General features: G+C 65.2%; 20 protein-coding genes. 11 read left to right on the top strand and 9 right to left on the bottom strand.

Features of this window, described 5'->3' with window-relative positions; all coding sequences use genetic code 11:
• Positions 1-47 precede the first annotated feature (47 nt).
• From wecB to NZU74_14365, 4 genes are all read left to right on the top strand, one after another.
• The gene (gene wecB, locus NZU74_14380) at positions 48-1,187 is read left to right on the top strand and encodes a UDP-N-acetylglucosamine 2-epimerase (non-hydrolyzing) (protein MCS6882518.1); all 1,140 of its coding nucleotides are present in this window, start codon (positions 48-50) and stop codon (positions 1,185-1,187) included.
• Positions 1,184-1,345, top strand: coding sequence for a hypothetical protein (locus NZU74_14375; protein MCS6882517.1), 162 nt, complete (start codon positions 1,184-1,186; stop codon positions 1,343-1,345). The genes wecB and NZU74_14375 overlap by 4 nt, the downstream gene beginning before the upstream one ends.
• A gap of 149 nt (positions 1,346-1,494) precedes the next feature.
• The gene (locus NZU74_14370; protein MCS6882516.1) at positions 1,495-2,805 is read left to right on the top strand and encodes a sugar transferase; all 1,311 of its coding nucleotides are present in this window, start codon (positions 1,495-1,497) and stop codon (positions 2,803-2,805) included.
• A 147-nt stretch (positions 2,806-2,952) separates the two neighbouring features.
• A complete protein-coding gene (locus NZU74_14365; GenBank protein ID MCS6882515.1) occupies positions 2,953-3,621 on the top strand; it encodes a YdcF family protein in 669 nt (222 codons plus the stop codon).
• A gap of 254 nt (positions 3,622-3,875) precedes the next feature.
• On the opposite strand, the gene NZU74_14360 is transcribed toward NZU74_14365, so the two are convergent.
• Positions 3,876-4,793, bottom strand: coding sequence for a GDP-mannose 4,6-dehydratase (locus NZU74_14360; GenBank protein ID MCS6882514.1), 918 nt, complete (start codon positions 4,791-4,793; stop codon positions 3,876-3,878).
• Between the two features lie 435 nt (positions 4,794-5,228).
• Here NZU74_14360 and NZU74_14355 point away from each other — a divergent pair, with 435 nt between their 5' ends.
• From NZU74_14355 to NZU74_14345, 3 genes are all read left to right on the top strand, one after another.
• Positions 5,229-7,379 carry a SulP family inorganic anion transporter gene (locus NZU74_14355; protein ID MCS6882513.1) on the top strand — a complete coding sequence of 717 codons (2,151 nt, stop codon included), beginning with the start codon at positions 5,229-5,231 and terminating at the stop codon, positions 7,377-7,379.
• Positions 7,380-7,509: 130 nt separating this feature from the next.
• Positions 7,510-8,478 (top strand): class II fructose-bisphosphatase, encoded by a 969-nt coding sequence (glpX, locus tag NZU74_14350; protein MCS6882512.1) that lies wholly within the window; start codon positions 7,510-7,512, stop codon positions 8,476-8,478.
• A gap of 133 nt (positions 8,479-8,611) precedes the next feature.
• Positions 8,612-9,574, top strand: coding sequence for a hypothetical protein (locus tag NZU74_14345; protein ID MCS6882511.1), 963 nt, complete (start codon positions 8,612-8,614; stop codon positions 9,572-9,574).
• A 124-nt stretch (positions 9,575-9,698) separates the two neighbouring features.
• On the opposite strand, the gene NZU74_14340 is transcribed toward NZU74_14345, so the two are convergent.
• The 8 genes from NZU74_14340 to NZU74_14305 form a co-directional block, all read right to left on the bottom strand.
• The gene (locus NZU74_14340; protein MCS6882510.1) at positions 9,699-11,960 is read right to left on the bottom strand and encodes a stage II sporulation protein M; all 2,262 of its coding nucleotides are present in this window, start codon (positions 11,958-11,960) and stop codon (positions 9,699-9,701) included.
• A gap of 121 nt (positions 11,961-12,081) precedes the next feature.
• Complete coding sequence (locus NZU74_14335) at positions 12,082-12,396, bottom strand: DUF4388 domain-containing protein (protein ID MCS6882509.1); 315 nt, start codon at positions 12,394-12,396, stop codon at positions 12,082-12,084.
• 17 nt (positions 12,397-12,413) lie between these two features.
• On the bottom strand, positions 12,414-12,998 hold the full coding sequence (locus NZU74_14330; GenBank protein MCS6882508.1) for an ADP-ribosylation factor-like protein: 585 nt from the start codon (positions 12,996-12,998) through the stop codon (positions 12,414-12,416).
• 9 nt (positions 12,999-13,007) lie between these two features.
• Complete coding sequence (locus NZU74_14325; GenBank protein ID MCS6882507.1) at positions 13,008-13,487, bottom strand: roadblock/LC7 domain-containing protein; 480 nt, start codon at positions 13,485-13,487, stop codon at positions 13,008-13,010.
• 14 nt (positions 13,488-13,501) lie between these two features.
• A complete protein-coding gene (locus tag NZU74_14320) occupies positions 13,502-14,395 on the bottom strand; it encodes a hypothetical protein (protein MCS6882506.1) in 894 nt (297 codons plus the stop codon).
• A gap of 260 nt (positions 14,396-14,655) precedes the next feature.
• Entirely contained in the window at positions 14,656-16,761 is a 2,106-nt protein-coding gene (locus NZU74_14315; GenBank protein ID MCS6882505.1) for a HAMP domain-containing histidine kinase, read from the bottom strand.
• Between the two features lie 250 nt (positions 16,762-17,011).
• Positions 17,012-18,169, bottom strand: coding sequence for a hypothetical protein (locus tag NZU74_14310; protein ID MCS6882504.1), 1,158 nt, complete (start codon positions 18,167-18,169; stop codon positions 17,012-17,014).
• A gap of 5 nt (positions 18,170-18,174) precedes the next feature.
• Positions 18,175-20,334 (bottom strand): cobalamin-dependent protein, encoded by a 2,160-nt coding sequence (locus NZU74_14305; GenBank protein ID MCS6882503.1) that lies wholly within the window; start codon positions 20,332-20,334, stop codon positions 18,175-18,177.
• A gap of 384 nt (positions 20,335-20,718) precedes the next feature.
• Between NZU74_14305 and NZU74_14300 the strand changes: the two genes are divergently transcribed.
• The 4 genes from NZU74_14300 to NZU74_14285 all read left to right on the top strand — a co-directional run.
• The gene (locus NZU74_14300; GenBank protein ID MCS6882502.1) at positions 20,719-22,698 is read left to right on the top strand and encodes a PAS domain-containing protein; all 1,980 of its coding nucleotides are present in this window, start codon (positions 20,719-20,721) and stop codon (positions 22,696-22,698) included.
• Positions 22,699-22,779: 81 nt separating this feature from the next.
• On the top strand, positions 22,780-23,529 hold the full coding sequence (locus NZU74_14295) for a response regulator transcription factor (protein MCS6882501.1): 750 nt from the start codon (positions 22,780-22,782) through the stop codon (positions 23,527-23,529).
• 134 nt (positions 23,530-23,663) lie between these two features.
• Positions 23,664-23,879, top strand: coding sequence for a gas vesicle structural protein GvpA (gene gvpA / locus NZU74_14290; GenBank protein ID MCS6882500.1), 216 nt, complete (start codon positions 23,664-23,666; stop codon positions 23,877-23,879).
• Between the two features lie 356 nt (positions 23,880-24,235).
• Positions 24,236-24,561, top strand: a 326-nt coding sequence (locus tag NZU74_14285) for a hypothetical protein (GenBank protein MCS6882499.1), incomplete at its 3' end; no start/stop codon positions are given.

Below are 24,561 nucleotides of genomic sequence, written 5' to 3'. Positions count from 1 at the left end.
GCGCCAGGCGTCTCACCACATCAACACTCCCACACGGAGAACATCAGATGCGACTCCTGCATATTGTCGGCGCGCGCCCGAACTTCATGAAGGCGGCGCCGGTCTGGCTGGCTGTTGCCGAGGCCGGGGGCTTCGAGCAGGAACTGGTCCACACCGGCCAGCACTACGACGTCAACATGTCGGACATCTTCTTCGCCGAACTGGGATTGCCGGCGCCCCACTACCACCTGGGCGTCGGTTCAGGCACCCACGCCCAGCAAACAGCGGCGGTGATGGTGGCCTTTGAGAAAACCCTGGCCGAGGCCCGGCCCGACCTGGTGCTGGTCTACGGCGACGTGAACTCCACCGTGGCGGCGGCCCTGGTCTGCGCCAAGCTGCTGGTGCCAGTGGCCCACGTGGAGGCCGGGCTGCGCTCGGGCGACCGGACCATGCCCGAGGAGATTAACCGCCTGCTCACCGACCAGATTGCCGACTTGCTGTTCACGCCCTCGGCTGACGGCGACGCCAACCTGCTGCGCGAGGGCGTCGCGCCGGAGAAGATCGTTCGCGTCGGTAACGTAATGATCGACAGCCTGGTGCGGCTGCTACCCCTGGCCCGGCGCTCAGGCGTGCTGGAGCGGCTAGGACTCGCGCCCCGGGGCTACGCCGCCCTCACCCTGCACCGGCCCTCCAACGTAGACGACCCCGCGCGTCTGCGTGACCTGCTGGCGACACTCGGCGCCCTCTCAGCGCGGCTGCCGATCGTCTTCCCCGTCCACCCGCGCACCCGCAAGCGCATCGAGGACCTGGGCCTGAGCGCGATGGGCGACCTCAGGCTGACCGAACCTCTGGGCTACCTGGAGTTTCTGCACCTGATGAGCGAGGCACGTCTGGTGCTGACCGATTCAGGCGGTATTCAGGAAGAGACGAGCTACCTGGGCGTCCCCTGCCTGACCCTGCGGGCCAACACCGAGCGGCCGATTACCGTGGATCACGGCACCAACACCCTGGTCGGCCCCCGGGTCGAGCGGCTCGCGGCCCTCTTCAACGCCATCCTCGACGGCGATTATCACTGGGACCGCCGGCCATCCGGCGGGATTCCTCTGTGGGACGGCCAGGCCGCGCGGCGCATTGTGGCGGCCCTTGAGCGACTACATAGCGACACGCTCCACAGCGTTCACGCAACTTCGAAGGAGGCAACGCGATGATCAACGCGACGACGAAGGATACAACTATACCTGCGACCACCCGTTTCGAGCTGATCCCCCGCTTCTCCGAGCGCCGTCTACTCCTGATCGTAGGCGACATTGTAATGATCGCGCTGGCCGGCGGGTTGGCCATCTGGCTCAACGGGCTATTGCGCTAAGACGCCACCCAACTACGGCGACTGCACGGGAGACCTGACAGGCAGGCGCGGAGATCCTGCGGCGCGCACAAAGACAGCCCGTGTGCCTGCTGGTCAGGTCTTTGCGTTATTCTACGTAAATAGTAGCGTGGGAGCTGGAGGAGGAAACCATGCTCTGGCTGATATTCACCGTTGCCGTCTGGCTGTTGCTGCTTATGCTGATCGACGGCTACGACCTGCAGATCTCGGGCAACCGCTTGCAGGTAATGAGCCGCGTGGTGTCGGCAACGCTGCTTACCGGCCTGATCTACCTCTTCATCTTTTTCATCTTCGGACGCCAGGCCTTGCTGGCAGAGCAGATCTCGCCGAGCTGGCTGAACCTGTTGGACCTGAGCCCGCCGCCGCGGCTTGTCCCGGCGTTACTAATCGGTCTGGGGCTGCCACTGCTGCTGACCTGGCGCCTTGCCTACATCAGGCTCTTCAACAACCCGGCCCTGCGCCATCGAGCCGTGATTGTTGGCGCGGGCGAGACCGGCTCAATGCTGGTGCGCGACACGCAGCAGGCGACCGCCGGGTACGAGTACGTCGGCTTCATTGAGCGTGACCCGACTCTGCACGACCAGACCGTCGCCGGAATCAAGGTGCTGGGAGGGTACGATGTGCTCGACCGGCTGGTACGCACGCGTAGCATTGACGAGGTAATCGTCGCCGTCACGAACCACGGCGAGGACCGCTTCCTCAAGTCGTTGGCACTCTGCCATGAGTACGGTGTGAAGATCCGCTCGGTCGCGAACATCTATGAGGAGGTGCTCGGCCAGGTGCCGGTAGAGCACCTGGGACCGGAGTGGTTCGTTGACACCTTCAATAGTAACTTTCCAACTGTCTATCGGCTGTTCAAGCGCCTGCTCGACATCATTGTGGGGTTAGTGGGGATGGCGGGACTGGCGTTGATCTTCCCCTTTATCGCCCTGGCGATCTACCTCGACAGTCCCGGGCCGATCTTCTACCGTCAGGAGCGTCACGGACGGTACGGGCGGCGTTTCTACGCACTCAAGTTCCGTTCAATGATCCCCAACGCTGAGAAGATCGGTCTGGAGAAGCTAGGGCTTGATAAGTGGACCGAGAAGAACGACCCGCGCATTACACGGGTGGGCCGGCTGATCCGCAAGGCGCGCATTGATGAACTGCCGCAGGTCTGGAACATCCTCAAGGGCGACATGAGCGTGGTTGGCCCACGGCCTGAGGTGTCGCGCATGGTCGAGCGGCTGGAGCGTGAGGTGCCGTACTACCGGCTGCGCTTCGGCGTGAAACCAGGCCTCACGGGCTGGGCGCAGGTGCGCTACCGCTACGGGGCTACGATTGAGGATCAATTGGCCAAATTGCGCTACGACCTGTATTATATAAAGCATCAGAGCCTGGTGCTCGATCTACTGATCATCATCCGCACCCTGCGGGTGGTGTTATCCTTCCGCGGAGTGTGAACCCAATCTAATGCGCTGTTTCCTGGAACAAAGCTACCACGCATCACCGACTCTAGCGGTCCGTCGCGCCAGCGCTGCTCCAGCACAGAAGCACCCAGGTACGCACCTCACGTGGCGTAGCAGGGCCGCGAGGGCATGAACCGAGAGATGGGGAAGCGAGGCGGTCAGGATCGGGTCCGGCTTCGTCGGGTCCTCAGCCTGGGGGCGCTGCTGGCGCTGGTGCTGATCGCCTTCACTGCCGAGGACTGGCTGGGCGCCCTCGGGCGCTGGCTGGCGATCCCTTCGGCGCCCCGCCCGGCCGAGGTGATCGCCGTGCTGGGCGGAGGCCTCGAGCGCCTCCGCTATGCTGCCGAGCTGCGCGACCGAGGCCTTGCCCCCGAACTCTGGCAGACGGGAGGACCTGGAGACCGCGAGGCGGTGCTGGCCATCCGCTACGAGCGGGGCTGGCCAGCGGAGAGCGTCGCCTTCCTTCCCTCCGAGAGCACCTGGGAAGATGTCGCAGTGATCATCGCTGAAGCGGAGCGACGCGGCGTGCGGCGCATTCTGGTCGTCACCAGTTGGTACCACAGCCGCCGGGCGGTCTGTAGCCTGGAGAAGCAGCTCGCCGGGCGGGGCATCAGCGTCGCCTTTGCCTCACCGCCCGCCGCCGACCGCTGGTGGAATATCCCTGCCAGCCGCCGCCATGTCGCCAATGAGCTGGCGAAGCTGGCCGCCTACACTGCTCTCTACGGCCTGAATCCCTGGAACTGTACGTTGCCGTATACGACAAGCCACCCAGGCGATCAAGACGCCACGCATTCGCAGAAGGATGGGTAGTGGCCAAACCCTGGGCTGGACACCAAAGCCGGCCCGAACAAAGTGTTGATCAAAAGCGAAGACTACAACGCTTCTCTGCTATATTAGTATTAGTGTAGCCCAGGCGTATCAGGCGACGATCCAGGATCACATCCTCGACATACAGCTTCGAGCGCCTGCGCCGACCGCAATAAGGCGTGAGTCAGGATCTGTTCAACGCTCCTGGCTCACGCCTTCTGTTTTCGCGCCTCGGGCAGCTCCCGGCCGCAGCGTGTCTATCCTGCCTCGATGGTCCGAGCCAGCCCCTCACGCAGCGTAACGCGGGCCCGAAAGCCAGCGGCGGCAAAGGCGCTCACATCCGCGCGCGACCGCCGCACCTCGCCTTCGCGGGGCGGCGCAAAGATCGGGTGCACCTCTCGGCCGAGACAGGCACCGATCGTCTCCGCCAGGTCCAGCACGCTGGTCTCCTCGCCCCGCCCCACGTTGAAGACGGCCCCCGCAATCCCGGGCAGGGTAGCCGCTGCCCGCAGACTCTCCACGATGTCGCCGACATAGATGAAGTCGCGCGTCTGCAGGCCGTCACCATAGATCGTAGGTTGTCCTCCCGCGCGCAAGGCGGCGATGAAGCGCGGCACGACCGCCGCATAGGGCGAGGTCGGGTCCTGCCGCGGCCCGTAAACGTTGAAGAAGCGGAGAGAGACGGTTTCGAGACCGTGTAGCCGGGTGTAGAGCTTGAGGGCCTCCTCGGCGGCCAGCTTCGAGGCCGCGTAGGGCGAGAGTGGGGCTGGCGGGTCCTGCTCGCTGACGGGGAGCTTGTGCGTGTCACCATAGACGGCGCAGGTGGAGGCGAGGATCACGCGACGAATGCCTGCGCGCCGCGCTGCTTCCAGCACCTGCAGCGTCCCGGTCAGGTTGACGTCAAAGGTCTCAACCGGTTGCGCTACTGATTGGACCACGGAAACTATTGCCGCGAGATGGTAGATAACCTCCGTCCCTTCCGCAGCGGCAGCGAGCGCGCCAGTGTCGCGTACATCACCCGTATGCACTTGCACGTCCGTTCCGAGGTGCGCGAGCCGATCGAGCGAACCAGTGGAGAAATTGTCCAGTACCCGCACGTGATCGCCCGTCGCGACCAGATGTTCGACCAGGTGTGAGCCTATGAACCCCGCGCCCCCCGTCACAAGGACCTGCATCGTCGTTCCCTATCGCGTCGTCGTGGAATATCATTTTAGCATAGCAGGGACGGCCCGCCGGGCCGTCCCCCCCGTGGCCCCGCGGGCCAGACCGCACGACGCTGGCGCGCCCTACGGTTCAACCTGTGAAAATGACGCGCCGTGACCGCCATACAGTATAGCGTTTCTCGAAAAGGTTGCTCTGCAACGATGGCGGCACGCGCACCGCAAGCCACGCGGTTCCGTGTCCACGCTGAATCAAGCGTTCTGGTCAGTGCTCTAGCTGTTCAGGTTTGCCGCAGAGCACGAAGAGAATGAGCTTTTTGAAGCCCTTTGCGGCGGTGCGAACGTGTTCGGTAGAGGCGCACACTATCCCCATCCGCCTCCCTTGACACATCCCCGCGCCGGTGGTACCGTTCCCTCTGCTGCGCCTGACCGTCTGTGACGAGAACGCCGATGCTCGGCCACCTCCGTACCGTCCCGCTGCTGCTGGGCCAGCCCGTCCGCTTGCTGCGGCATTACCCGCGGGGCGCCCTGCGCGATGATCTGCTCGCCGGGGTTACGGTGGGCCTGGTGTTGCTCCCCCAGGCCCTGGCCTTCTCGCTGCTGGCAGGTCTGCCCCCGGCAATGGGGCTGTACTCGGCGATGGTGGCCTCGATTGCCGGCGCGCTCTGGGGGTCATCGAGCCATCTCCACAGTGGCCCCACCAATACCGCCTCGATCGTGACGCTCTCGGTGTTGCTGCCGATCGCCGCCCCCGGCTCGCCCGAGTTTGTCGCCGCCGCCGGGCTGATCGCGGTGATGGCTGGCGTCATTCGGTTGCTGCTGGGCATGGCGCGCCTGGGGCTGCTGGTCAATTTCGTTTCTGACTCGGTGGCGGTCGGCTTTACGGCCGGGGCCGGCATCCTGATCATCTCCAATCAGATCGAACCGCTTTTGCGCATTGATCTGCCCCCCTCGGCGGGTCTGTTCGAAACGCTGGTCGGCGCCGCCCGCCAACTTGGCGCTGCCCATCTCCCCTCGATCCTGCTGGGCGTGGCTACGATGCTGATTATCTTTCTCTGGCCGCGCATCACCCGTCAGGTGCCGGCGGTGCTGGTTGGCGTGACCGTGGTGGCCGTCGCCGCCTATGTGCTCGGCTTTGAAGGAATGGGCGTGAGCGTACTTGGTCCCCAACCCGCCGGGCTGCCCCCCCTGGCCAGTCTGCCCCTGCTCGACCTGGAGCTGATCGGCCATCTGGCGAACGGCGCCCTGGCCCTGGCTATCATCGGCCTGGTGGAAGCCGTCGCCATCGCCCGGGCCATCGCCAGCCACTCGCGGCAGCGCCTCGACAGCAACCAGGAGTTCGTAGGTCAGGGGATGGCCAACATCGCCGCCGGGTTCTTTTCGGGGTATCCCTGCTCCGGCTCTTTTAACCGCTCGGCGCTGAGCTTCCAGTCCGGAGCGAAAACGGCCCTCGGCAATGCCTTCTCGGGTCTGTTCATTCTGGGGGCGATGTTCCTCCTCGCGCCCCTGCTGGCGCACCTGCCCCGCCCGGTACTGGCCGGCGCGCTGGTGGTGACGGCCTGGAGCATGATCGATCTCAGGTCAATGCAGCGTCTGCGCCGCGGCGATCCTGGCGACGCGCTGATTATGGGTGTGACCCTGGTGGCCACACTGCTGCTGCCGTTGCAGTTCGCCATTCTGATCGGCGTGCTGATGTCATTGGGTTATTATTTGCTCCGCACCAGCGCGCCACGAGTGGTCGCCGTCCTTCCCGACGCCGAGTTCAAGCACTGGGAGCCCCACGCCGGGCGGCCACAATGCCCGCAACTGGCCGTGGTTGATATTCTCGGCGATCTGTACTTCGGCGCCGTTAATCACGTCGAAGAGGCTCTCAACGCCATTCTTGCCGCCACGCCCGGCCAGCGCTTCCTGCTGCTGCGCATGCACAGCGTGCAGCATATTGACATCAGCGGCATCAGAATGCTTGAAAATCTGCGCCAGAAGCTCCTCGAACAGGGCGGCGAACTGTTCTTCACCCGCGTGCGCGGCCCGGTGCTGGAGCGGATGCAGGCCAGCGGCTTCTTCGAGCACCTTGACCCCCGGCAGATTCTCGACGAGGATACGGCTATTGATACGCTCTTCTACCGCGTGCTCGATCCGGCGGTGTGCGTGTATGAGTGTGAGCGGCGTGCTTTTCTGGAGTGCCAGAGCCTGCCCAAGCGCACCCTGCCGGGGGGCGGCGCGCCTCACATTCCGCTCCTGCCGCTCGATGCCCGGCCTGCTCCAGTGGTGGCGCCGCGCGAGTTGTGGGCCGAGTTGCATAGCCCTGACCCGCCGCTGGTCGTGGATGTGCGCGAACCACGCGAGTTTCGCAACGGGCGCGTGCCCGGCTCGATGCTTGTGCCGCTGCCCACCCTGCTCAGCGACCCGCAGGCAGTGCCGCGCGACCGGCGACTGGTGCTGGTGTGTCGCAGCGGGCGCCGCAGCACCCGCGCGGCAGCCGTGCTCGTCGGTCGGGGCTATAATAATCTGGCCGTACTGGAGGGCGGCCTGCTGGCCTGGGAGGGGCAAAACTTGCTGACCGCGGTGGGAGAGGAGGAGGGCGCCCGGTCGCTCGCGTAGGATGCGGAGGGGCGCGGAGAGACGCCGAGGTGCACGTTTCTGGTCGTCCGCGGCGGGTTCGCGCCCGCTGCATCTCCCCCGAACAGGTGCGCAAGGGACCGCGCAGCCAGATCTACTCAAGGGGACCAGCATGTCCGAACCATGCCTGAACCGCAATACCGGCCTTGACCTGGTGCGGGCCACCGAGGCGGCGGCGCTGGCCGCGGCCCGCTGGATGGGCCTCGGGCGGCGTGAAGAGGCTGATCAGGCTGCAACGGCTGCCATGGTGGCGGCCCTGAACGAACTGGAGTTCGATGGGCGGATTGTCTGCGGCGAAGAGGGCCGCCAGGTGGTGCCCGAGGCCCTGGTGGGAGGCGCGCGGGTGGGCAGCGGGCGCGGAATCGCCGTGGATGTGGTGGTTGACGCGATTGATGGGCGTCGCCTGCTGGCCCGCGGGCGACCCGGCGCCGTGGCCGTTGCCGCCGTCTCCGTGCGCGGAGCAATGTGGGCCCCGGCGCCCGCAGTGTATATGGACAAACTCGTGGTTGACCGCGCCGTCGCTCCGGCGCTGGTCCCGGAGTGTCTCGACGCCCCCGCCGCCTGGACCCTGGGGCTGATTGCCCGCGCCAAACGTAAGCTGGTGCGTGACCTGACGGTCTTCGTGCTGGAGCGCCCGCGCCATGCCGACCTGATCGAAGAGATCCGCGCCGCCGGGGCGCGGGTGATGCTTGCCGACGATGGCGATATTTCCGGCGCGGTGCTCGCCGCCTCCCATGATAGCCCCGTGGATGCGTTGATGGGTGTTGGCGGCACGGCAGAGGGGGTGATTGCCGCCTGCGCCGTCAAAGCTCTCGGTGGCGGCATGCTGGGGCGCCTGTCTCCGCAGAGCCGCGACGAGGCGGCCGCCGTCGCCGCCGCCGGTCTTGACACCCGTTGCGTGTTCTCGCTCGATGATATGGTGCGCAGCAATCAGATCTTCTTCGTTGCCACCGGCATCACCGATGGCCTGCTGCTCAAAGGCGTGCGCTTCGAGGGCGACCGGGCCACCACCAACTCGCTCATCCTCCGCTCCGAGACCCGCACCCGGCGCCTGATTTTCGCCGAGCACTTGCTGGAATGATGAGGTTGGATGCGGCAATCCGGAAGGCAGGGCCGGCTCTAACCCTCGCCGGCCTGGCGCTTTGCCTTGACATCCTTCCGCCCACGGCGTACACTCTGCTCGTTGTGCCACTTCACACAAAGGAACACGCAGAATGGCCCTCGAACATATTCTCACCGATCCTCGCCGGCTCGTGCTCCTCTACGGTACCACACCTCCCCGCGCCAACACCCCTCCAGAGCGTATCCACCTCGCTGCGACCCGACTTGCAGGGCGCGTCGCCGCCCTGCCCCTCGATGGCCTCGTCGTCTACGATGTCCAGGACGAATCCGCCCGCACTGCCGAGCCCCGTCCCTTTCCCTTCCTGCCCACCATTGAACCGCCGATCTACGCCGCGCTGCTCCGCGAGTTGACCGGTCTGGCCACAGTGACCTACAAGTGCATCGTCAATGAAACCGAAGCAAGCTGGCCCGCCTGGCTCGACGAGGCCCACGAACGCTATGGGGTGCGTTACCTGTCACTGGTGGGGTTGTCGAGTTCCAAACTGGCTCACAGCAGCATCGCTCTCAGCCGCGCCTCGGAGATCGCCGCCGCCCATGCTGCGGGCTTCGTGCTCGGCGGTGTTACTATTGCCGAGCGCCACTCAGCCCAGCGTAGCGAGAGCCTGCGGATCATTCAGAAAACCGAACGCGGGTGCCGCTACTTTATCTCTCAGGCTGTCTACGACGCTGAACCAACCGTGCGCCTGCTCAACGACTACGCCCGCGACTGCGCCGAGCGCGGTCTCACACCCCGGCGCATTCTGCTCGACTTCGTTCCCGTCGGGCGCGAGCCGACTATGGCCTTTATTCGCTGGCTGGGCATTGCCATTCCCGACGCGACCGCGGCGGCTATCCTGAACGATGACGCCCCCCTCAGCCGTTCCATCGCCGTCTGTCGCGACATCCTGCGCCGCGTGCTCGATCAGCCCTACACCGGGCACATTCCCCTCGGCCTGTGCATTGAGAGCGTTTCGATCAACAAAGACGAAATCGCCGCTTCGATTGAACTCGCCGCGGTGCTGCTCGAAGTGGCCCGTGAGTACGGGCTGGAGGTTCATCGAGAGTTGCCGGATTGAGGGAGGGATCTACGAGGGTTCTGCACCCCTGGAGAAAGGGAGGGTCTGGAAAGACAAAGCTATCCCAGACCCTCCACACCTCCACACCTCCACACCTCCACGCCTCCACATCATCCACACCTCCTCACCCCCCATACAGCAGCCGAATAATCAGGGGTGAAATCAGTCCCTCCACAGCGGCTGCGACGGCTATCAGCGGCAGCAGCACCAGCACCCAGACCTTGGCGAAGGCAGCCAGGCTCCACAGCAGGTTTTCGCCTATCGTGAAGCCTGGCGGCGTCGCCAGCAGCGCCGCGCCGATGCGCAGGCCCAGCGCGGCGCTGAGCACAAAGGCCGGCAACTCGATCACCCCGTGGGGTAGCACGTAGGCCAGTAGAAACTGCGATGGACTATCCGCGCCCAGGGCCAGCCACTCTCCTCCCCGCGCCGTGAGCGCCCCGGCCACGAAGCCGATCTGGGTGAAGGCCACGAACGGCACGAGGAAGGCGAACAGCCCCAGGCTCAGCGCCGAGAGCAGGTTGGAGAGCAGGGAGACCCGCAGATTGTTGGCAAAGATCCCCAGCGCCAGGCCCGGCGATGGCGCCGGGGTGTCGCCCAGGCCCTCCAGCAGCCGGACAAGCGGGCGCAGCGGGGCCTGGGTTCCGTAGTACCAGCCCAGGGCCAGGCCGGAAGCCACGGCCAGCAGCGCGCAGAGCAACGGCAGGCGCAGCTCGCGCAGCAGGGCGGGGAACTCCTGGCGATAAAACCGGCCGGGTGAAAAGGGCAGCCCGGCATAGCTGGCGGACAATACCCCCGCGGGCTGGTGCTCGCAAAAGAAAAGCCGGAAGCGCGCCCGGAGCAGTCCCAGGCTAAGATCCTCATGCTCCCGCGACAGGATCTCCTCACGGTTGAATCCGGCCAGCCCGCTGCGGATCAACGCCAGAGCGACGAGCGCCATTGCCGCCAGCATGTACCAGAGCACATCGTAGCGTCGGGCGATGAACAGCAGCGCCTGCAACTGCACTGCCACTGCCGTCGGCAACAGCACCGCCGAGGCCAGCAGCGTCGCCGCGCGCACGCTGCCGGTATGCGTCGAGATCACCACCGCGCCGGCGACCATCAACACGCAGATCGCTATTAGCATCAGCGTGATCTGAGTGAGAACCTCCGGCGTCATTCCCGCTGCATACAGCGCCGGATGGATCAGTCGCGTCAGCCCCAGGAACACGCCCATGGCCGCCAGACTGCCGGCCAGCGGCGCCAGCAGCGCGGCCACGAGCTTGCCCGTGTACAACTGCCGGTCGTTGAGAGGCATGGCCAGGAGCGCCTCCAGGCTATTCCGCTCGCGTTCGCCCACAAACGACTCGATCGCCGTAATCAAGGCGAAGCTGGCCGGCACGAAACCCACCAGCACGCCCACGAATGGCACGAGGCGTCCCAGCACCTCGGCGCTGGCCACAAAGCCAAGCGCCCAGTTTGTCGCGGCCACCAGCGCCGCCGGCAGGCCCACTGTCAGGACGCCCAGCGGCAGCAGTACCCGCCAGTCGCTCAGGGTTTCGGCCAGTTCACGCCGGGCGATCACCAGGGCCAGGGGCGGGGGCGCCAGCAGCGCGGCGCGCGCCGCCGGTCGTCGGCGCAGCGGTTGCCACTGCCCCTGGCGGTGCTCGCGGGCCAGCAGTTCCTCGCGGTTGAAGGTGCGCATCCCGGCGCGGACAAGGATCGCCGCCAGCACGCCCAGCGCCGCTGCGATCAGCCAGAGCTGCGCCCAGCGCTCGTTGATGATCCAGAACGCCGCCAGTTGCATCACCCCGGCCATCGGCACCAGAATGAAGCTCGACATAAGATTGGCGGCGCGCACAGTCGAAATATGCGCCGAGATCACGACCGCGCCGCTCACCATCACCAGGGCCATGCAGCACACCAGCAGAATGAGCAGCAGCAGGCGCGGCAGGGTCATCATTCCGAAGTACAGCTCCGGCATGAACCCGAGCAACAATCCCACGTAGATCTGCATCGCCGCCAGACTGGCGACCAGCGGCGTCAGCAGAGCGGCGAGAAACTTGCCCAGGTAGAGCTCGGCATCTGAGAGCGGCATCGCCAGCAACGTTTCGAGACTGTTCCGCTCGCGTTCGCCCACGAAGGACTCGAGCGCAGCGATCAGCGAAAAACTGGCCGGCAGAAAGCCCACCAGCAGCGCGCCGAAAGGGATCAGGCGTATGGCGAAACTGGCATCTTCCAGAAAGCCGACGATCCGCCCCGCGGCGGCGACGAGCAGCATTGGCAGCGCCAGCGCCAGCAGCAGGATCGGCGTCACAATGCGCCAGTCGCCCAGCAGTTCGCGCGCTTCGCGCCGGACGATGAGCATGATTATGTCGCGGCGCGTAACTGCGCTGTCTGATGTGGCCATCGTTCCCCTTCAACGGTAGCGGTCGTCCTCGGAGGAGGCGGACCTTCTGCACCCTGCGCTAGAAGGGGTGCGGGGAAACCCGGTTTCCCTGCACCCTTTAACCAGCGACGCCGGTTGCGGTTCATCCGATGCGCTCATCGCGGCGGCGCGCCGCCTCGAGCAGCAACTCTTCAGGTGGCACGGCCATCGTGGCCTGAACATTGGCCGGCAGTCGCACGACCCTGAACAGGCCATCGGGCCACTCAATCAGACGAAATACCGCCTCAGGGCCTTCGCGCCCTTCGCATTGCGCGGCAATCACCAGGCCTTCGTCCACCCAGACGCGCGCCACGGCTTTCTCGCGCCAGGCTTCGATCTGCGCCGCGCGCCGCTCGTTGCAGAGCGTCTGAATCAGGGCTGCGGCGCTGATGGTGCTGAAACTGCCCTGCAAAAACATCACCGCTACCTCCGCGACTACACGGCGCGTCGCACGGCTGCCACCACGCTGTTCATGCTCGCTTTCAGCGTATCGAAGACCCCGTAGCCTTTGATCGCCGACGCCTCGAAGCAGGGGCGCCCTTCAATCGGCAGGCGCCGGCGCAACTCCTGGACGGGCAGGGCGTGCGGCAGGTCGCGCTTGTTGAACTGGACCACAATCGGAAACGTGTTGAGGTCATGGCCCAGTTCGATCAGGTGCTGTTCCATAGTGTACCAGGACTCCTCGTTTTCCGACATGCGTCCAGCCTGCGAGTCGACCACAAAAACGACGCCGTCGGTGCCCTGGAGGATCAGGCGCCGGCTGGCGGCGTAGTAGACCTGACCGGGCACAGTGTAGAGCTTGAACTTTGGTCTAAGGTTGGCAACCTTCCCGATCTCCAGTTGCAGAAAATCAAACAGCAGCGTGCGATCCTGCTGGGTCTTCAACGAGATAAGCCGTCCGCGCAAATTAGCTGGCGTGCGCGCATAGATGAACTGCAAATTAGTAGTCTTGCCGCTCAATGCCGCGCCGTAGTATACAATCTTCAAATTGATTTCGCCCAGCGCCCAGTTGATAAACATACATTCCTCCTACCAGATATTATCAAGGTGGGCGGCGAAATTGCGCACAAAATCGTCGTTTACAGCCGAGGGCGGCGGCGTCATGGCGGCCTTGCCGACGATCGCCAGGATGCGTTCCGCTGCACGTTTGATTGCCAGTCGCGACCATCCCAGGGGCACGTCTTTGGCTGTGGCCAGCAACAGGAACAGCCCCTCGCCAACCCGCGAGACGAGGATGGTCATATCGTCATGTTCCTGGACAATCAGATTACAGGTGCGCTTACCCCCCAGCAGTTGCGCGATCTCCATCGTGGCCATGAGATCGCCCGCGGCCAGCGCGGCGACGCTCGACACATCGAGCTGCCCGCGACCTTCCCAGCTTGCCAGTTCCTGGCCGCTCAGGTCGCCCAGAAATGCGCACCGTACATCGGCCTGCTGGCCGAATTGGGCGAGCAAGTTCTGGATAGCCGCCAGATGGGCTGGAGACAGAACGATAGAAGAACGTGACATGCTGGCGCTCCTGGTCATTCTTGATGCTGTAACGTGTCGCCAAACAGGCGCTCGAATTCGCGGTTCAGGGAGGCGCTGAGTTCGGCGGCGATGACTTCGCCCGGCGTTCCTTTCACCAGACGCATCCCCTTGAGTTGCTGGGCGCTGCGCTTGAGTTGCAGCCAGATATAGCCCAGCCGCGGTTCCACGAACTCTTTGGCGAACACAAGGGCAAGGAGGTGCTGGCTGCCCACGTTGGTCGCATAAATATCAAATTGGACCCCTTCCAGCACAATCAGGCAGCCGACCTGCTGGTCGCCCAGCGCCCGTCCTAGTTCGGCAATGTTGATTGAACTGCTGGCAATCAACGAGGTGATGGCGTCCACCTCCAGGTTCGCGGCATCCCCCTGCTGGGCCACGGTGTTGCCGAGATTATCGGTGTAGATCACAAATTGCGCCTGCGTCTGCCGCCGCAACATATCAAGGAGCAGCAGCACATCGGCCATCGTCGCCGCCGGGCGATCAGTGTCGGGCTGCGGCGCCGGCCCGATCCCTAACGGCAGCTCGAGGGCCTTGCCTACCGCCGCAACCAGATCTCTGGCCGACGCCGGCTGCGGCGCGAGGCTGCAACCGGCCAGTTCCGCTTCGCGCAGGCTGACCGCGCTCGCGTCGGGCGGGTGGAGCAACAGGGCGCGGAGGTTGGGCCATCGTTTGCGAAGCCGGCGGATGAGACTGAGGCTCTCGACCTGTAGACTGGCAATGACCAGATCGAAGGGCTGGCGTCCGGCCACAAGTTGGCCGGCAGCGACCGAACGCACGCTCTGCACATGGACCTGCAAGCCGTGGTCGGCCCCTGCAGCGGTGAGCGCCTGTTCCCAACTCTGGCTCAGCGCCGGATTCGCCTGAACGATCAGCACCCGGTACTTCATCCCCGTACATCCCCTCTTCGCGCGATTGTTAATCGCAAAGGCTGGATCGCAGATTGGACGGAGCGCGTCAGGGTGAGGTTGGGGTCGCGCTGTTCCCAGCCGCTCGCCTGGCGCTGGATCAGGCGTCCTTGAATCTCGAATCTCGCCAGGCGGTCTGGCCCTCGCCCCTTTACCTCCACACCTCCACACTGTACTCTGCGCGGCGGAGGAGCGCCTGTCAGGCAGGGCCGCCCAGAGATCTGAAACCCTCATTCGCAGCATTACGCTCCCCCGGCGGCGTCTGTATCAGCGCAGGGCAGCCGGAACGTGAAGGTGCTGCCGCCCTCGGGACGGCTGTCAACCCAGATCTGGCCGCCGTGTTGCTCGATCACTGCTTTGGCGATTGTCAGCCCCAGACCTCGGCCCGATACGCCCGCGCGTTCGGCGCTTTCGGCCCGGTAGAAGGGTTCAAAGACCTGCGCCGCCTCCTCTTCGCTCAGTCCATACCCGCTATCTTCGACCATGACCAGAACATTGCCGGCTTCGTGGCGCGCGGCGACGCGGATGTGCGCCCCGCCGGGGCTGTACTTGATCGCATTGTCAATCAAGGCATTGATCGCCCGGCCCAGCCCTTCTTCAGAGCCGATCACCCGCGGCAGGCCGGGCGCCAGGTCCACTGTCACGTGCTGGCCCCGTCGCCCGAACTCGGCGTATTGCAGGCCGACGGCGGCTTCGATCAGCAGATCGAGGCGCAATGGCGCGCCGACTTCCTGGGCCTGAAGGCGGATCTGCCCTAGCGAGAGCAGGTCGTTCACCAGCATTGTTAACTCGCTGTTCAGCCGCACCACCTGCCCGATCAGGCGCGACTGTTGCTCGTTGAGTTCGCCTGCTGCCGGCACGCTGGTGATCAGGGTGCGCAACTCCCGTAATGGAACCTGAATGACGCGCGAAAAGTTGCTCAGGAAGGTCTCTTGCTGCTCGCGTTCGCTCAGGGCGGCCGGCTGCTTCGGCTGCGGCGCCGGCGGGGCGCTCTTCGGCTCGCCGGCGGGGAAGATGAGGAAGCTCCAGAGGGCATCGTCAATGCCGCGCACCGTGACGTTTGCCTGCCCGCCCCGCGGCAACTGCACCGTTCCCTCCACTGGCCCATCGGCCATCAGCGCCTCGCTCAGCAGTGGCGTCAGGCACGACGCGCCGCTCTCGACCAGGCTGTGTCCGCGCGCCGCTTGCCCCAGGCCCAGGGCCGCCGCCGCCGCGGAGGTGTAACTCACCAGCCGGCCCTGGCCGTCCACCAGCACCACCGCATCGGTCAGGCGCTCGAACAATGCGCCGATATCGCCAGCCAGCGCCGCCTGGCGGCGCGCGCGCATCGGCCCGACCTCACCGGTTCGCGGAGCGGGCGCCGCGGCGCCCGGTCGGGGGGAGCGGGCGGCAGAAGCTGGCGAAGCGGCCTCGCCGACGGTTGGCGCGGCGATCCCGTGCGTGGCGCTGATGAGCGCGCCCAGACCGTGCAACGCTGCCCGCGCGGCGTTCGCCAGCGGGCGCTGGCTCGCCGCCAGCAGCAGCCCCCAGAGAGTGCCGTCCCGTTGCAGGGGGATCGCCGTCAGCGTCGAGGTTCCCAGCCAGCGTTGCCCCTCGGCGTCCAGGCCGCTCTCGGCGGCGCTGGCGGTGCTGCCGGGGCGTCTGCTGCGCAGCACCGTGTCAACCAGACGTCCCTGCAACCCGATCGTCGCCGGTCCTTTGCCGCCTATCGCAGCGAGCACCCGCATCTGGCGCCGGTCGGCGCTCAACGTCCCGATCAGCGCGCGATCCACCCCTTGCTCGTGGAGCGCCTGGCGCAGGTCGGGAGTGGCAAAGAGGGCGGGCAGGTCGGGGCAGCGGCCAGAGACCCGCGCCAGCTCGATCCAGCGCCGCTCGGCGGGCATCAGCGCGGGCAGATCGATCGCGTTCAAGCGCGGATCGGCCACCAGCGCCGCAACCAGTGTTCCCACAAAGGCGCGTTGCGGCTCGGGCGCGGCCAGTTCCGGCAGGCTCAGCGTCTCGTCGCCGAACTGGGAGAGCGCCATCACCGCGTGGTCCACCCGCTCCGGGTCGCTCAGCATCACGCAGCGAAAGCGCTCTCCCTCGGCGCGCGACACCAGGGCCAGGGCCCCCTGCTCGCCGGCAATAATCAAAAACGGCGCGTTCTGCCACGGATCGCCCCACAGCGTACCCTCTTCCAGATCGCCAAGCGGCCCGCCGAAGATAATCCGCGCATGCAGATCCGCCGGGCGGCGCTGTACTGCCAGCATCGCCAGATGCCGCACCTGATCGAGACTGAGCAGGCATCCGGCGCTGGCCGAAACTCCCAGCAAAGCTGGAAGCGAAACGGACGCCGCAGAACTGATCATGAACATCTCTCCTTCACAGGTTAAGACATCGTTGCGCTGCGCGACCTTCCGGGTTGCCGTTCGGACGCAGCCCGCAGGGTTAACGTTCCGCGATCCGGTAGTTCCGCCCGCGGCGGGCGCGCCCCCCAGCGATGCCGGGTCGGGTCTGCCGTCGCGGGCGGAACGGGAGTTGAGAGGAGGCGCAGCCTTCCCGCGGCCCTCCAGATGATGCCCCGGGTTTGAACCATCGCCGGGGCAGGTTGAAGATCTTTCAGGTGGAGAGCGCCCGGTGAGCGACCTGGAGCACGGCTAACGCCTCATGGGCGGCATAGTCTGGCGCCAGACGGGTGATGGCTTCCCCCAGGGCCTCGTAGCTCAGCCGTAGCGGGCTGTCGGGCAACCCCTGGTGAGCAAGCCAGTGCTGCATCCAGCGGGTGTAGTTGACAAGTGGATCGGCAGCTCCGGCAGCCATGCTGTCAAGCAGGTAGGCGATGTACCAGCTTACTTCCGTCGTTGTTTCCTCGCCGCCGGGGGCGACGCCCGCCGCCATCAGCCGTTCCGCCGTCTGCTCAATCAATTCGTCCTGTATTGACTGGAGCGCCTGGCAACTCTCACGTTGATAGGCCAGCGCCCCCTCGACCTCCGCCAGCGCGTTCCGGGCCTCCTGCGCCTGCCCCGGGGCGAGCCGCGCCGACAGCGCTTCGCCCAGCAGCCAGAGGACGTGCTGCATGTGGCCGGTGCACAGGCCGCGCCTGATCCACGCATCACGTTGCCATTGGACGTGCTGGCCCAGCGTGGTGGCGCTGCGCACGCCCAGGGCGTCAACCAGATAGTCAATCAGATACCAGCATTCGTACACCAGCCGCGCGCGCCCGTCGGCGCGATAGGCCGCCTGCCAGTGCCAGTGCCGGTCAAAGGTCGCCCTGGCCAGATCTTCGGCAAGGAGGTTCTGCTGCTCGGCGACCGCCCGTGCCGTAGCGTCGGCAAAGGCCAGCTTTTCCAGCGCTGTTTGCATGTATCCGAAAATGAACGAATGCCACTGCTCCGGCACATGCCTGGTAATGGCGCGCCACAGGTTGCCGTACATCTCGCGGATATGACCGGTCGAGCAGCCGAAGCCCCGGATCTGGTCGCGCCGCCAGCGGGTGTGATCCTCGAAAATCATTGGCGAACGGTAGCGAATACTCTGGATCAACACCCCAAAATTGCGATCCAGGTCCAGTTTCAAGCGCACGTGGATCCCTTCGCCATACCGTTGCACCCAGAACGGTTCCCGCATCGCCTGATTGATGGTGTCCTCGATGATCGCCAGGCGCTGATCTTCAAGCCGTTGCACAATTTCGAAGCTGTCCATAGCCTTTCCCTGATCCGCTTCCGCGACGCCCATGCCCGCCCGGGGCGTGCTGTCAAGGTAAAGAGCGAGTGGCATGGCGCTTATCCCCTGATAAACTGAGCCGCCAGACGGCGCGCGATGCTCCGCGGATCGCCGTCCATGTACTGGCCTCCCTGGACGCGCGCCCGCAGATCGGGCCGCTCAAAGAAGGCCATGCCGCCAAAGATGAACAGCGGACGTGGCGGTTCGATCCGGCTGAGGATCTGTCCGGCCTCGGTTAGATGGTGCGCCGCTTCTACCGTGGTTGCCGATAGCCCCAGGATCTGGGGGCGCAGGGTGCGCACCAGCGATTCCAGGGTTGAGTTTGGCACCGTTTGCCCCAGGTAGTTTACCCGAAATCCGGCCCATTTCAAGAACAGCGCGACGGTAAGCGGGCCAAGCTCGTGCAGTTCGCCCTGGGCGCAGCCGATGACCGCCAGCGGCCCGTGGGGATTATCCCGGTGGGCGGTAAACAGATTGTGCAACTTGCTCTCTACGAAGCGGCTGGCGAAATGCTCCATAGCTACCGAGACTTCGCCCCGGTGCCAGCCCTCGCCGATCGCCACCTGCACCGGCATCAGCAACTCGGTGCACAGCGCCTCCGCCGGGTAAAGCGCCCCGGCTTCGCGCCAGACCTCCTCGGCAGTATTCTGGTCAAATGCCACCAGCGCGCCCAGCAGGCGCCGCTGGTAGATCGGGAAGCCCTGGCTGGGCGGCAGCGATCCCGCCTGAGGCCCGGGCGTCACAACCGCCGGGCCAGCAGCCACGCCGCCAGTCGCCGCTTCTGCAGCTCCTGGAGGCAACCATGTCGGCAGGCCAAACGACGGAGCCGATGGCCCTGGCAGCGGTGCGCTCGCAGCGGAGATCGCGCTGAACGCCAGCGATGGCGCGGCCGCTGGCGACCCCGGAGCGGGCGCCGCCGCGAATCCTTCCGCCGCTCTGCCCGGTCCGAAGATCTCCGCTCCGGGCAAGTTCAAACCGCCATTCGCAAAGGGGGCGGCGGTGGGGGCGGGGGTGCCGGGGCCGAAGGGCGCGGCAGCAGCGGGGGCGGGGGCGCCGGGGCCGAAGGGCGCGGCGCCGAAGGGAGCGGCGGCGGCTGTGGCGCCGAAGGCCGTCTTCCGGGCCGCTGGCGCGCGCGGCGCAGGCTGGCCGGCGCTCTCCCCGCTAGAATCAATTAACTGTTCCAGCAACGTTGCCAGGCCCACCGCCCGTGCCAGCCCTTCCGCCTCGTGCGGATCGGGTTCCGCCTGGCCGATCAGCAGCACGCCCCAGGGCTGGCCGCGGGCGCTGATCGGGATGGCAAGCGCCGAAGCGGCCCCGCCGAGAAGGGCATACTCGGGATCGGTGGGCACCAGCGCCTGCATAGCGAGCTGGCGCTTCTGAAAAGCCTGCCCTACCAGTCCTTCGGTCAGCGAGTGCGGCGGCGGCGGACTGGCCGCGCTCCAGGCAACCGGCACCAGGGAACCGTCCGTGTAGCGATAGAGCAACTCGCCTACCGTGCCACAGAAGCGGCGCAGGGCGTCCATCGCCAGCGGCACCATCTGGTCGTACTCCAGTGAGGACTCGGCCAGCAGCGACTGCAATTCGGGCAGCTCGCCGAGGCAATCAACCAGCTTGAGGCGCTGCGCTTCCGAGTGGCTTGCCAGGGCGTAGGCGATCCTGGCCCAGCGGGCCGCATTACTCACCGGATCGCGCTGAGGCGCCTCGGGAGGCGCCTGGCCCCGCGCCAGGCTGAGGAGCAGACTGGCGCGGCTGACCACCCGCTCCTCGGCTGTCAGCACCCCCTCGAACTGGTAACGTCGCGCTGCGCTATTGGCGCGATCCACACTGACCCGGCTGATCATCGAGGCCCAGAATACCGGACTGTCAACGATCAGAAACCATTCCTGGCTTAACGGCGATCCTGCCGGCATCGGCACAAAGGTCACATGGGGGATCTTTGGCGGCTCAACATCGGCCTCGCCATACACTGTCACGCTCCGGCACAGAGGCGCCAGTTGCGCGATGCGTCCCTGGTGCAGATGAAAGAGCGAGAAACGCAGCGTGCCCAGCGCGACGTGCGCCTCGACTCCGCGCTCCTGCGCCATCAGCTCGAATTGCCGGCCGATGACGATCAGAGCGTCAGCCTGGCGGCGCCAGCGGCGCGTCTCGGGAATATGCTGCACCAGTTTCATCAGGGATGGCCCGGACCCGCGCGCGGCGGATGTTGCAGGAGTAGTCATAGACCTCTTCCTCAGAATGCTCCGGCAGCCGATATGCGTGGACGCAAGGACGGTCCCGCCCTGGGAGGCCGATGCGGGACAGTGGTGTTGTACTCTATTGACAGTATGGCACGCCGTTGGAACGAGGCTATTAGGGTGTCACAAGCGTTGCGTTAGGGATGCGTTAGGATTCGCAACGTGGAGGTTGCATAACATACGATGGTTTGTAGTTATCTGGACTCTCGTAACCGGTATCTTGTATACTACGGCCAATACGATGAAGTATAGTCATTTCGTGTCGTAAAATATTTGCTTTCCAACAATATGTTTCATTGACAAAATCGGGTTTTGCGTGTGCAAAGCGTGGTGAATTAACAGCTTAGCGGCGCTGGTTCTCTCACCCGTATGCAGCAACCGGTTATTTCGCCCGATACCGCCCGCATCTGGCAGCCAACCCTGGCCTCGCTGTTCGACCTGTGGCAGCATGTGCTGCAGGACCGGCGCAGCCCGAACAGCCTGGGGCGCGCGTTGCTCGGCGTGGTCGCCGAGGCCACCCGCGCCGCCTGGGCCTCGCTAATGACCTTTGACCCTGAACGGCACCACCTGCAGATCACCGAGGCCATCGGTCTCTCCGAAACGATCGTTCAAACTACCCGTGTCGCCCTCGGAGAAGGCATCGCCGGGTGGGTCGCTATGCACCGCCAGCCGCTCCTGCTCTCGCCAGACCGTCCTGCCCCCGCCCACCTGGTCGGGCATATGCGCCGCGACGCCATCGGTTCGGCCCTCTGCGTGCCGATGATCAGCGATGGCGAACTCTACGGCGTCTTGAACCTGGCCCGCAAGGAGGGTGAGCCGCCATTCACCGAGGAGGATCTGTGGTTCGCCGCCCTGGTGGCCGAGCGGCAGGCCCTTGCGCTCAAAACAGCGCAACTGTACGCCGAACTGGCCCATCGTGAACGGTTCATGGAGCGCATCCTGGAGAGTCTGCCGATCTCCCTGGTCGTGCTCAACCGGCGTCTCCAGGTCGTTCTGGCCAATCAGAACTTCTTCCTCAAACTGCGGCGCAATCCCGTCCAGACCATTGGACGCACCATCAAGCATCTGTTTCCCGCGGTGCTGTTGCAGTATATGCGCCTGGAAGAGCGCGTCAAAGAAGTGTTTGCCAGTGGAGCGGCGTTCGATGGAGGAAAGGTGGCTTTTACCGCTCCTGGCCTGGGCAAACGGAATTATTACTACCGCCTCGTTCCGCTCAAACAGGGCGCCGACGTTGATCATGTCTTGCTCTTGATTGAAGACGTGACCGAACGCGAGAAGCTGGGCGAGGAGGTGCGCCGCGTCGAGCGGCACCTTGCCGGCGTGGTCAATCAGGCCAGCGATCTGGTAGTCTCGCTGACCCCGGATGGGAAGATCATTACCTGGAACCCGGCTGCCGAGCAGGTCTCAGGCTTGCGAGCCGAGCAGGTTTGCGGCGAGCCGTTCGTCAAGCTCTGCGCGCCTGATCAACACTGGGCGGTGCAGGACATGCTCAAGCGTCTCGCGGCGGGTGAGCAGGTCAAGGAAACCGAGATCAGCCTGCTCGCCGCCGATCCGCAGCATCCAATCACTGTGGCCTGGAATTGTTCGGCCATGCGCGACGACGCGGGCAAGGTAGTGGGCATCATTGCCGTAGGTCGCGATCTCACCGAGCGGCGACGCCTCGAAGCGCAGGTGGTGCAGGCGGCCAAGATGGCCTCCCTGGGGGTCATGGCGGGCGGCATCGCCCACGAATTGCGTAATCCGCTGGCGATTATCCAGACCAACGCGCAGTTGCTTGAAGAGTACCACGATGCTCCAGAACTGGCCCGGCAGTGCCTCCAGCACATCGTCGCTTCCACCAGGCGCGCGGCGCTGATTATCGAGAACCTGCTGAAGTTCGCCCGTCCGCCTCAGGACCGCTACCGGTTGCTGAATGTCCACGACGTGCTGGAGGAGACCTTTGCCCTGCTCGCCAACCAGCTTCTGATGGCAAACGTTGACCTGGTTCGCGCGTTCGGTCCTGATGTGCCGATGATCTACGGCAATCCGGTGCTGCTCCAGCAGGTCTTTACCAACCTGATCCTCAATGCGATGGCGGCGATGCCTCAGGGCGGGCGCATTACGGTGACAACCCGCAGCGCTGGCGAGCAGATCGAAATCCTGGTGTGTGATACCGGCGTCGGCATCGCTCCCGAGCATCTGTCGCGCATTTTTGACCCGTTCTTCACCACGCGACCCGTCGGGATGGGCACCGGCCTGGGCCTGTCAATCAGCTATAGCATCGTGCAGCAGCATCATGGTCACATCAGCGTCGAGAGCCAGCCTGGCCGCGGCGCCTGTTTCACCATCCGTCTGCCCGCCGATGTGTAATGACAGGAGGAACTCTCTCGCAATCCCGCCTGCTGCGTGATATTCTCGGCTGCGTATTCCGATGCGTGCAAGGAGATGATCATGCGCCAGATACTTATCGTTGACGATGAAGCCGACCTTGTCTGGGCCGTCGGTCAGGCTCTGCGCCAGGAGGGATACACGCTCAGGGTCGCTTATGACGGCAACGAGGCCCTGGAACTCTGTCGCTACATTATGCCGGATCTGATCATCCTCGATGTCTCTATGCCGCACATGGACGGCCTCACCCTCTGCCGCGCCCTGCGCCGCGATCCAGGCCTGGCCGACGTGCCGGTGCTCTTCCTGACGGGACGGGATATGATTGAGGATCGCCTGCGCGGGTTCGAGGTGGGCGGCGATGATTACCTGGTTAAGCCCTTCGATCTCCGTGAGCTGAAGGCGCGCGTGCATGCCCTGCTGCGCCGCACCGCCCGGTCAGCGCCCAACCTGGCCGAAACCGGCGTGCTCCGCGTCGGCGCCCTGAGCCTGAACCTGCAAACCCGAACCGTACAGATTGACGACGAGGTGCGCCAGCTTACCCCGGCCGAGTTCGAGTTGCTCAACTTTCTGATGCGCCACCCCGATGAGGTCTACTCTAGCGAACAATTATTGCGGCACGTGTGGGGATATGCGCCCGATGCCGCCGAACCAGGGCTGGTGCGCTGGCACGTGATGAACCTGCGCAACAAGATCGAACGCGATCCCGCCCGGCCTGCCTACCTCTGCACCGTGCCGCGCCACGGGTATATTCTGCGGAATGGTTTATCCGAGCAGCCGGCAAAAGCGCAGGGTAACCAGGCTGCCGCACGCTAGCAACAGCGCCCGACGCCTAACACATCCCTAACTGAACGCTCGCGAAGGGCTAACACCCACACGCGAGCTTTTCGTATCTAATGGATTGCGGGTTCCGCACCCATGTTGTGTACGTTCTAGCACAGGAGGAACTTATGGCCGTCGAGAAGGTGAATGCGTCGAGCAGCCTGGCCGAAGTCGTGGATCGCATTCTGGACAAGGGCGTGGTGATTGACGCCTGGGCCCGCGTCTCCCTGGTCGGTATCGAGTTGCTGGCCATTGAGGCCCGCGTGGTGATCGCCGGCGTTGATACGTACCTCAAGTATGCTGAGGCCGTGGGCCTGACGGCTTCGGCAGCGGCGCCGGCCTAGAACCATTGTCGTTCGGATGCGGTTTGCGCGCACACGGCCGGCGTCGCGCTGAGACCTGAACGGGTCGCCCGGATTCCTGTCCCATCGCGCGTAGGTGGTGGGCATTCTCCTCATCCCTCCGCCACCAGCGCGGCCCCCCTCATCCCGCCCGCGGGATGAGGGGGCCAGGGAGTGAGGGTCAGAAGTGGCGGACAGACAGGTGTTCCGGTTGTGCCAGACAGTCATGCGCATCGTCGCCAGGTCCCATGGGGCTCCAGAACCAACAATCCAAAATCCAAAATCCAAGATCCGAAATAAACATTTGTGTCTGATCAACGGTCCGCTGCGGAAAAGGCCTGACTACCCGGAGGAACAGCATGATCACCAACGCGACTTCGGAACCACACGCTCGCGGTTTTTTCAATCCGCAGCATGCTGCTCTGAACACGCCTCGCTCCGATGGCGTGGCCAGGCTGCTGGCGGAGTTGCATGCAGCGCGCCTGGCGGAGGCAGCAACCGGGCGCATCGAGCGGGCGCGCACGCAGGCGGAGCGCCGGGCGGAAGTGGCCGAACTGCTGGCGGAGTGGCATACGGCGCGGGTGGCGGCGGCGGCGACGGCGCGCGCGGAGCGGGCGCGCACGCAGGCGGAGCGCCGGGCGGAAGTGGCCGAACTGCTGGCGGAGTGGCATACGGCGCGGGTGGC

The organism is Chloroflexaceae bacterium, from assembly GCA_025057155.1.
GTDB lineage: Bacteria > Chloroflexota > Chloroflexia > Chloroflexales > Chloroflexaceae > JACAEO01.
This window is presented reverse-complemented; position numbering and strand designations above follow the sequence as displayed.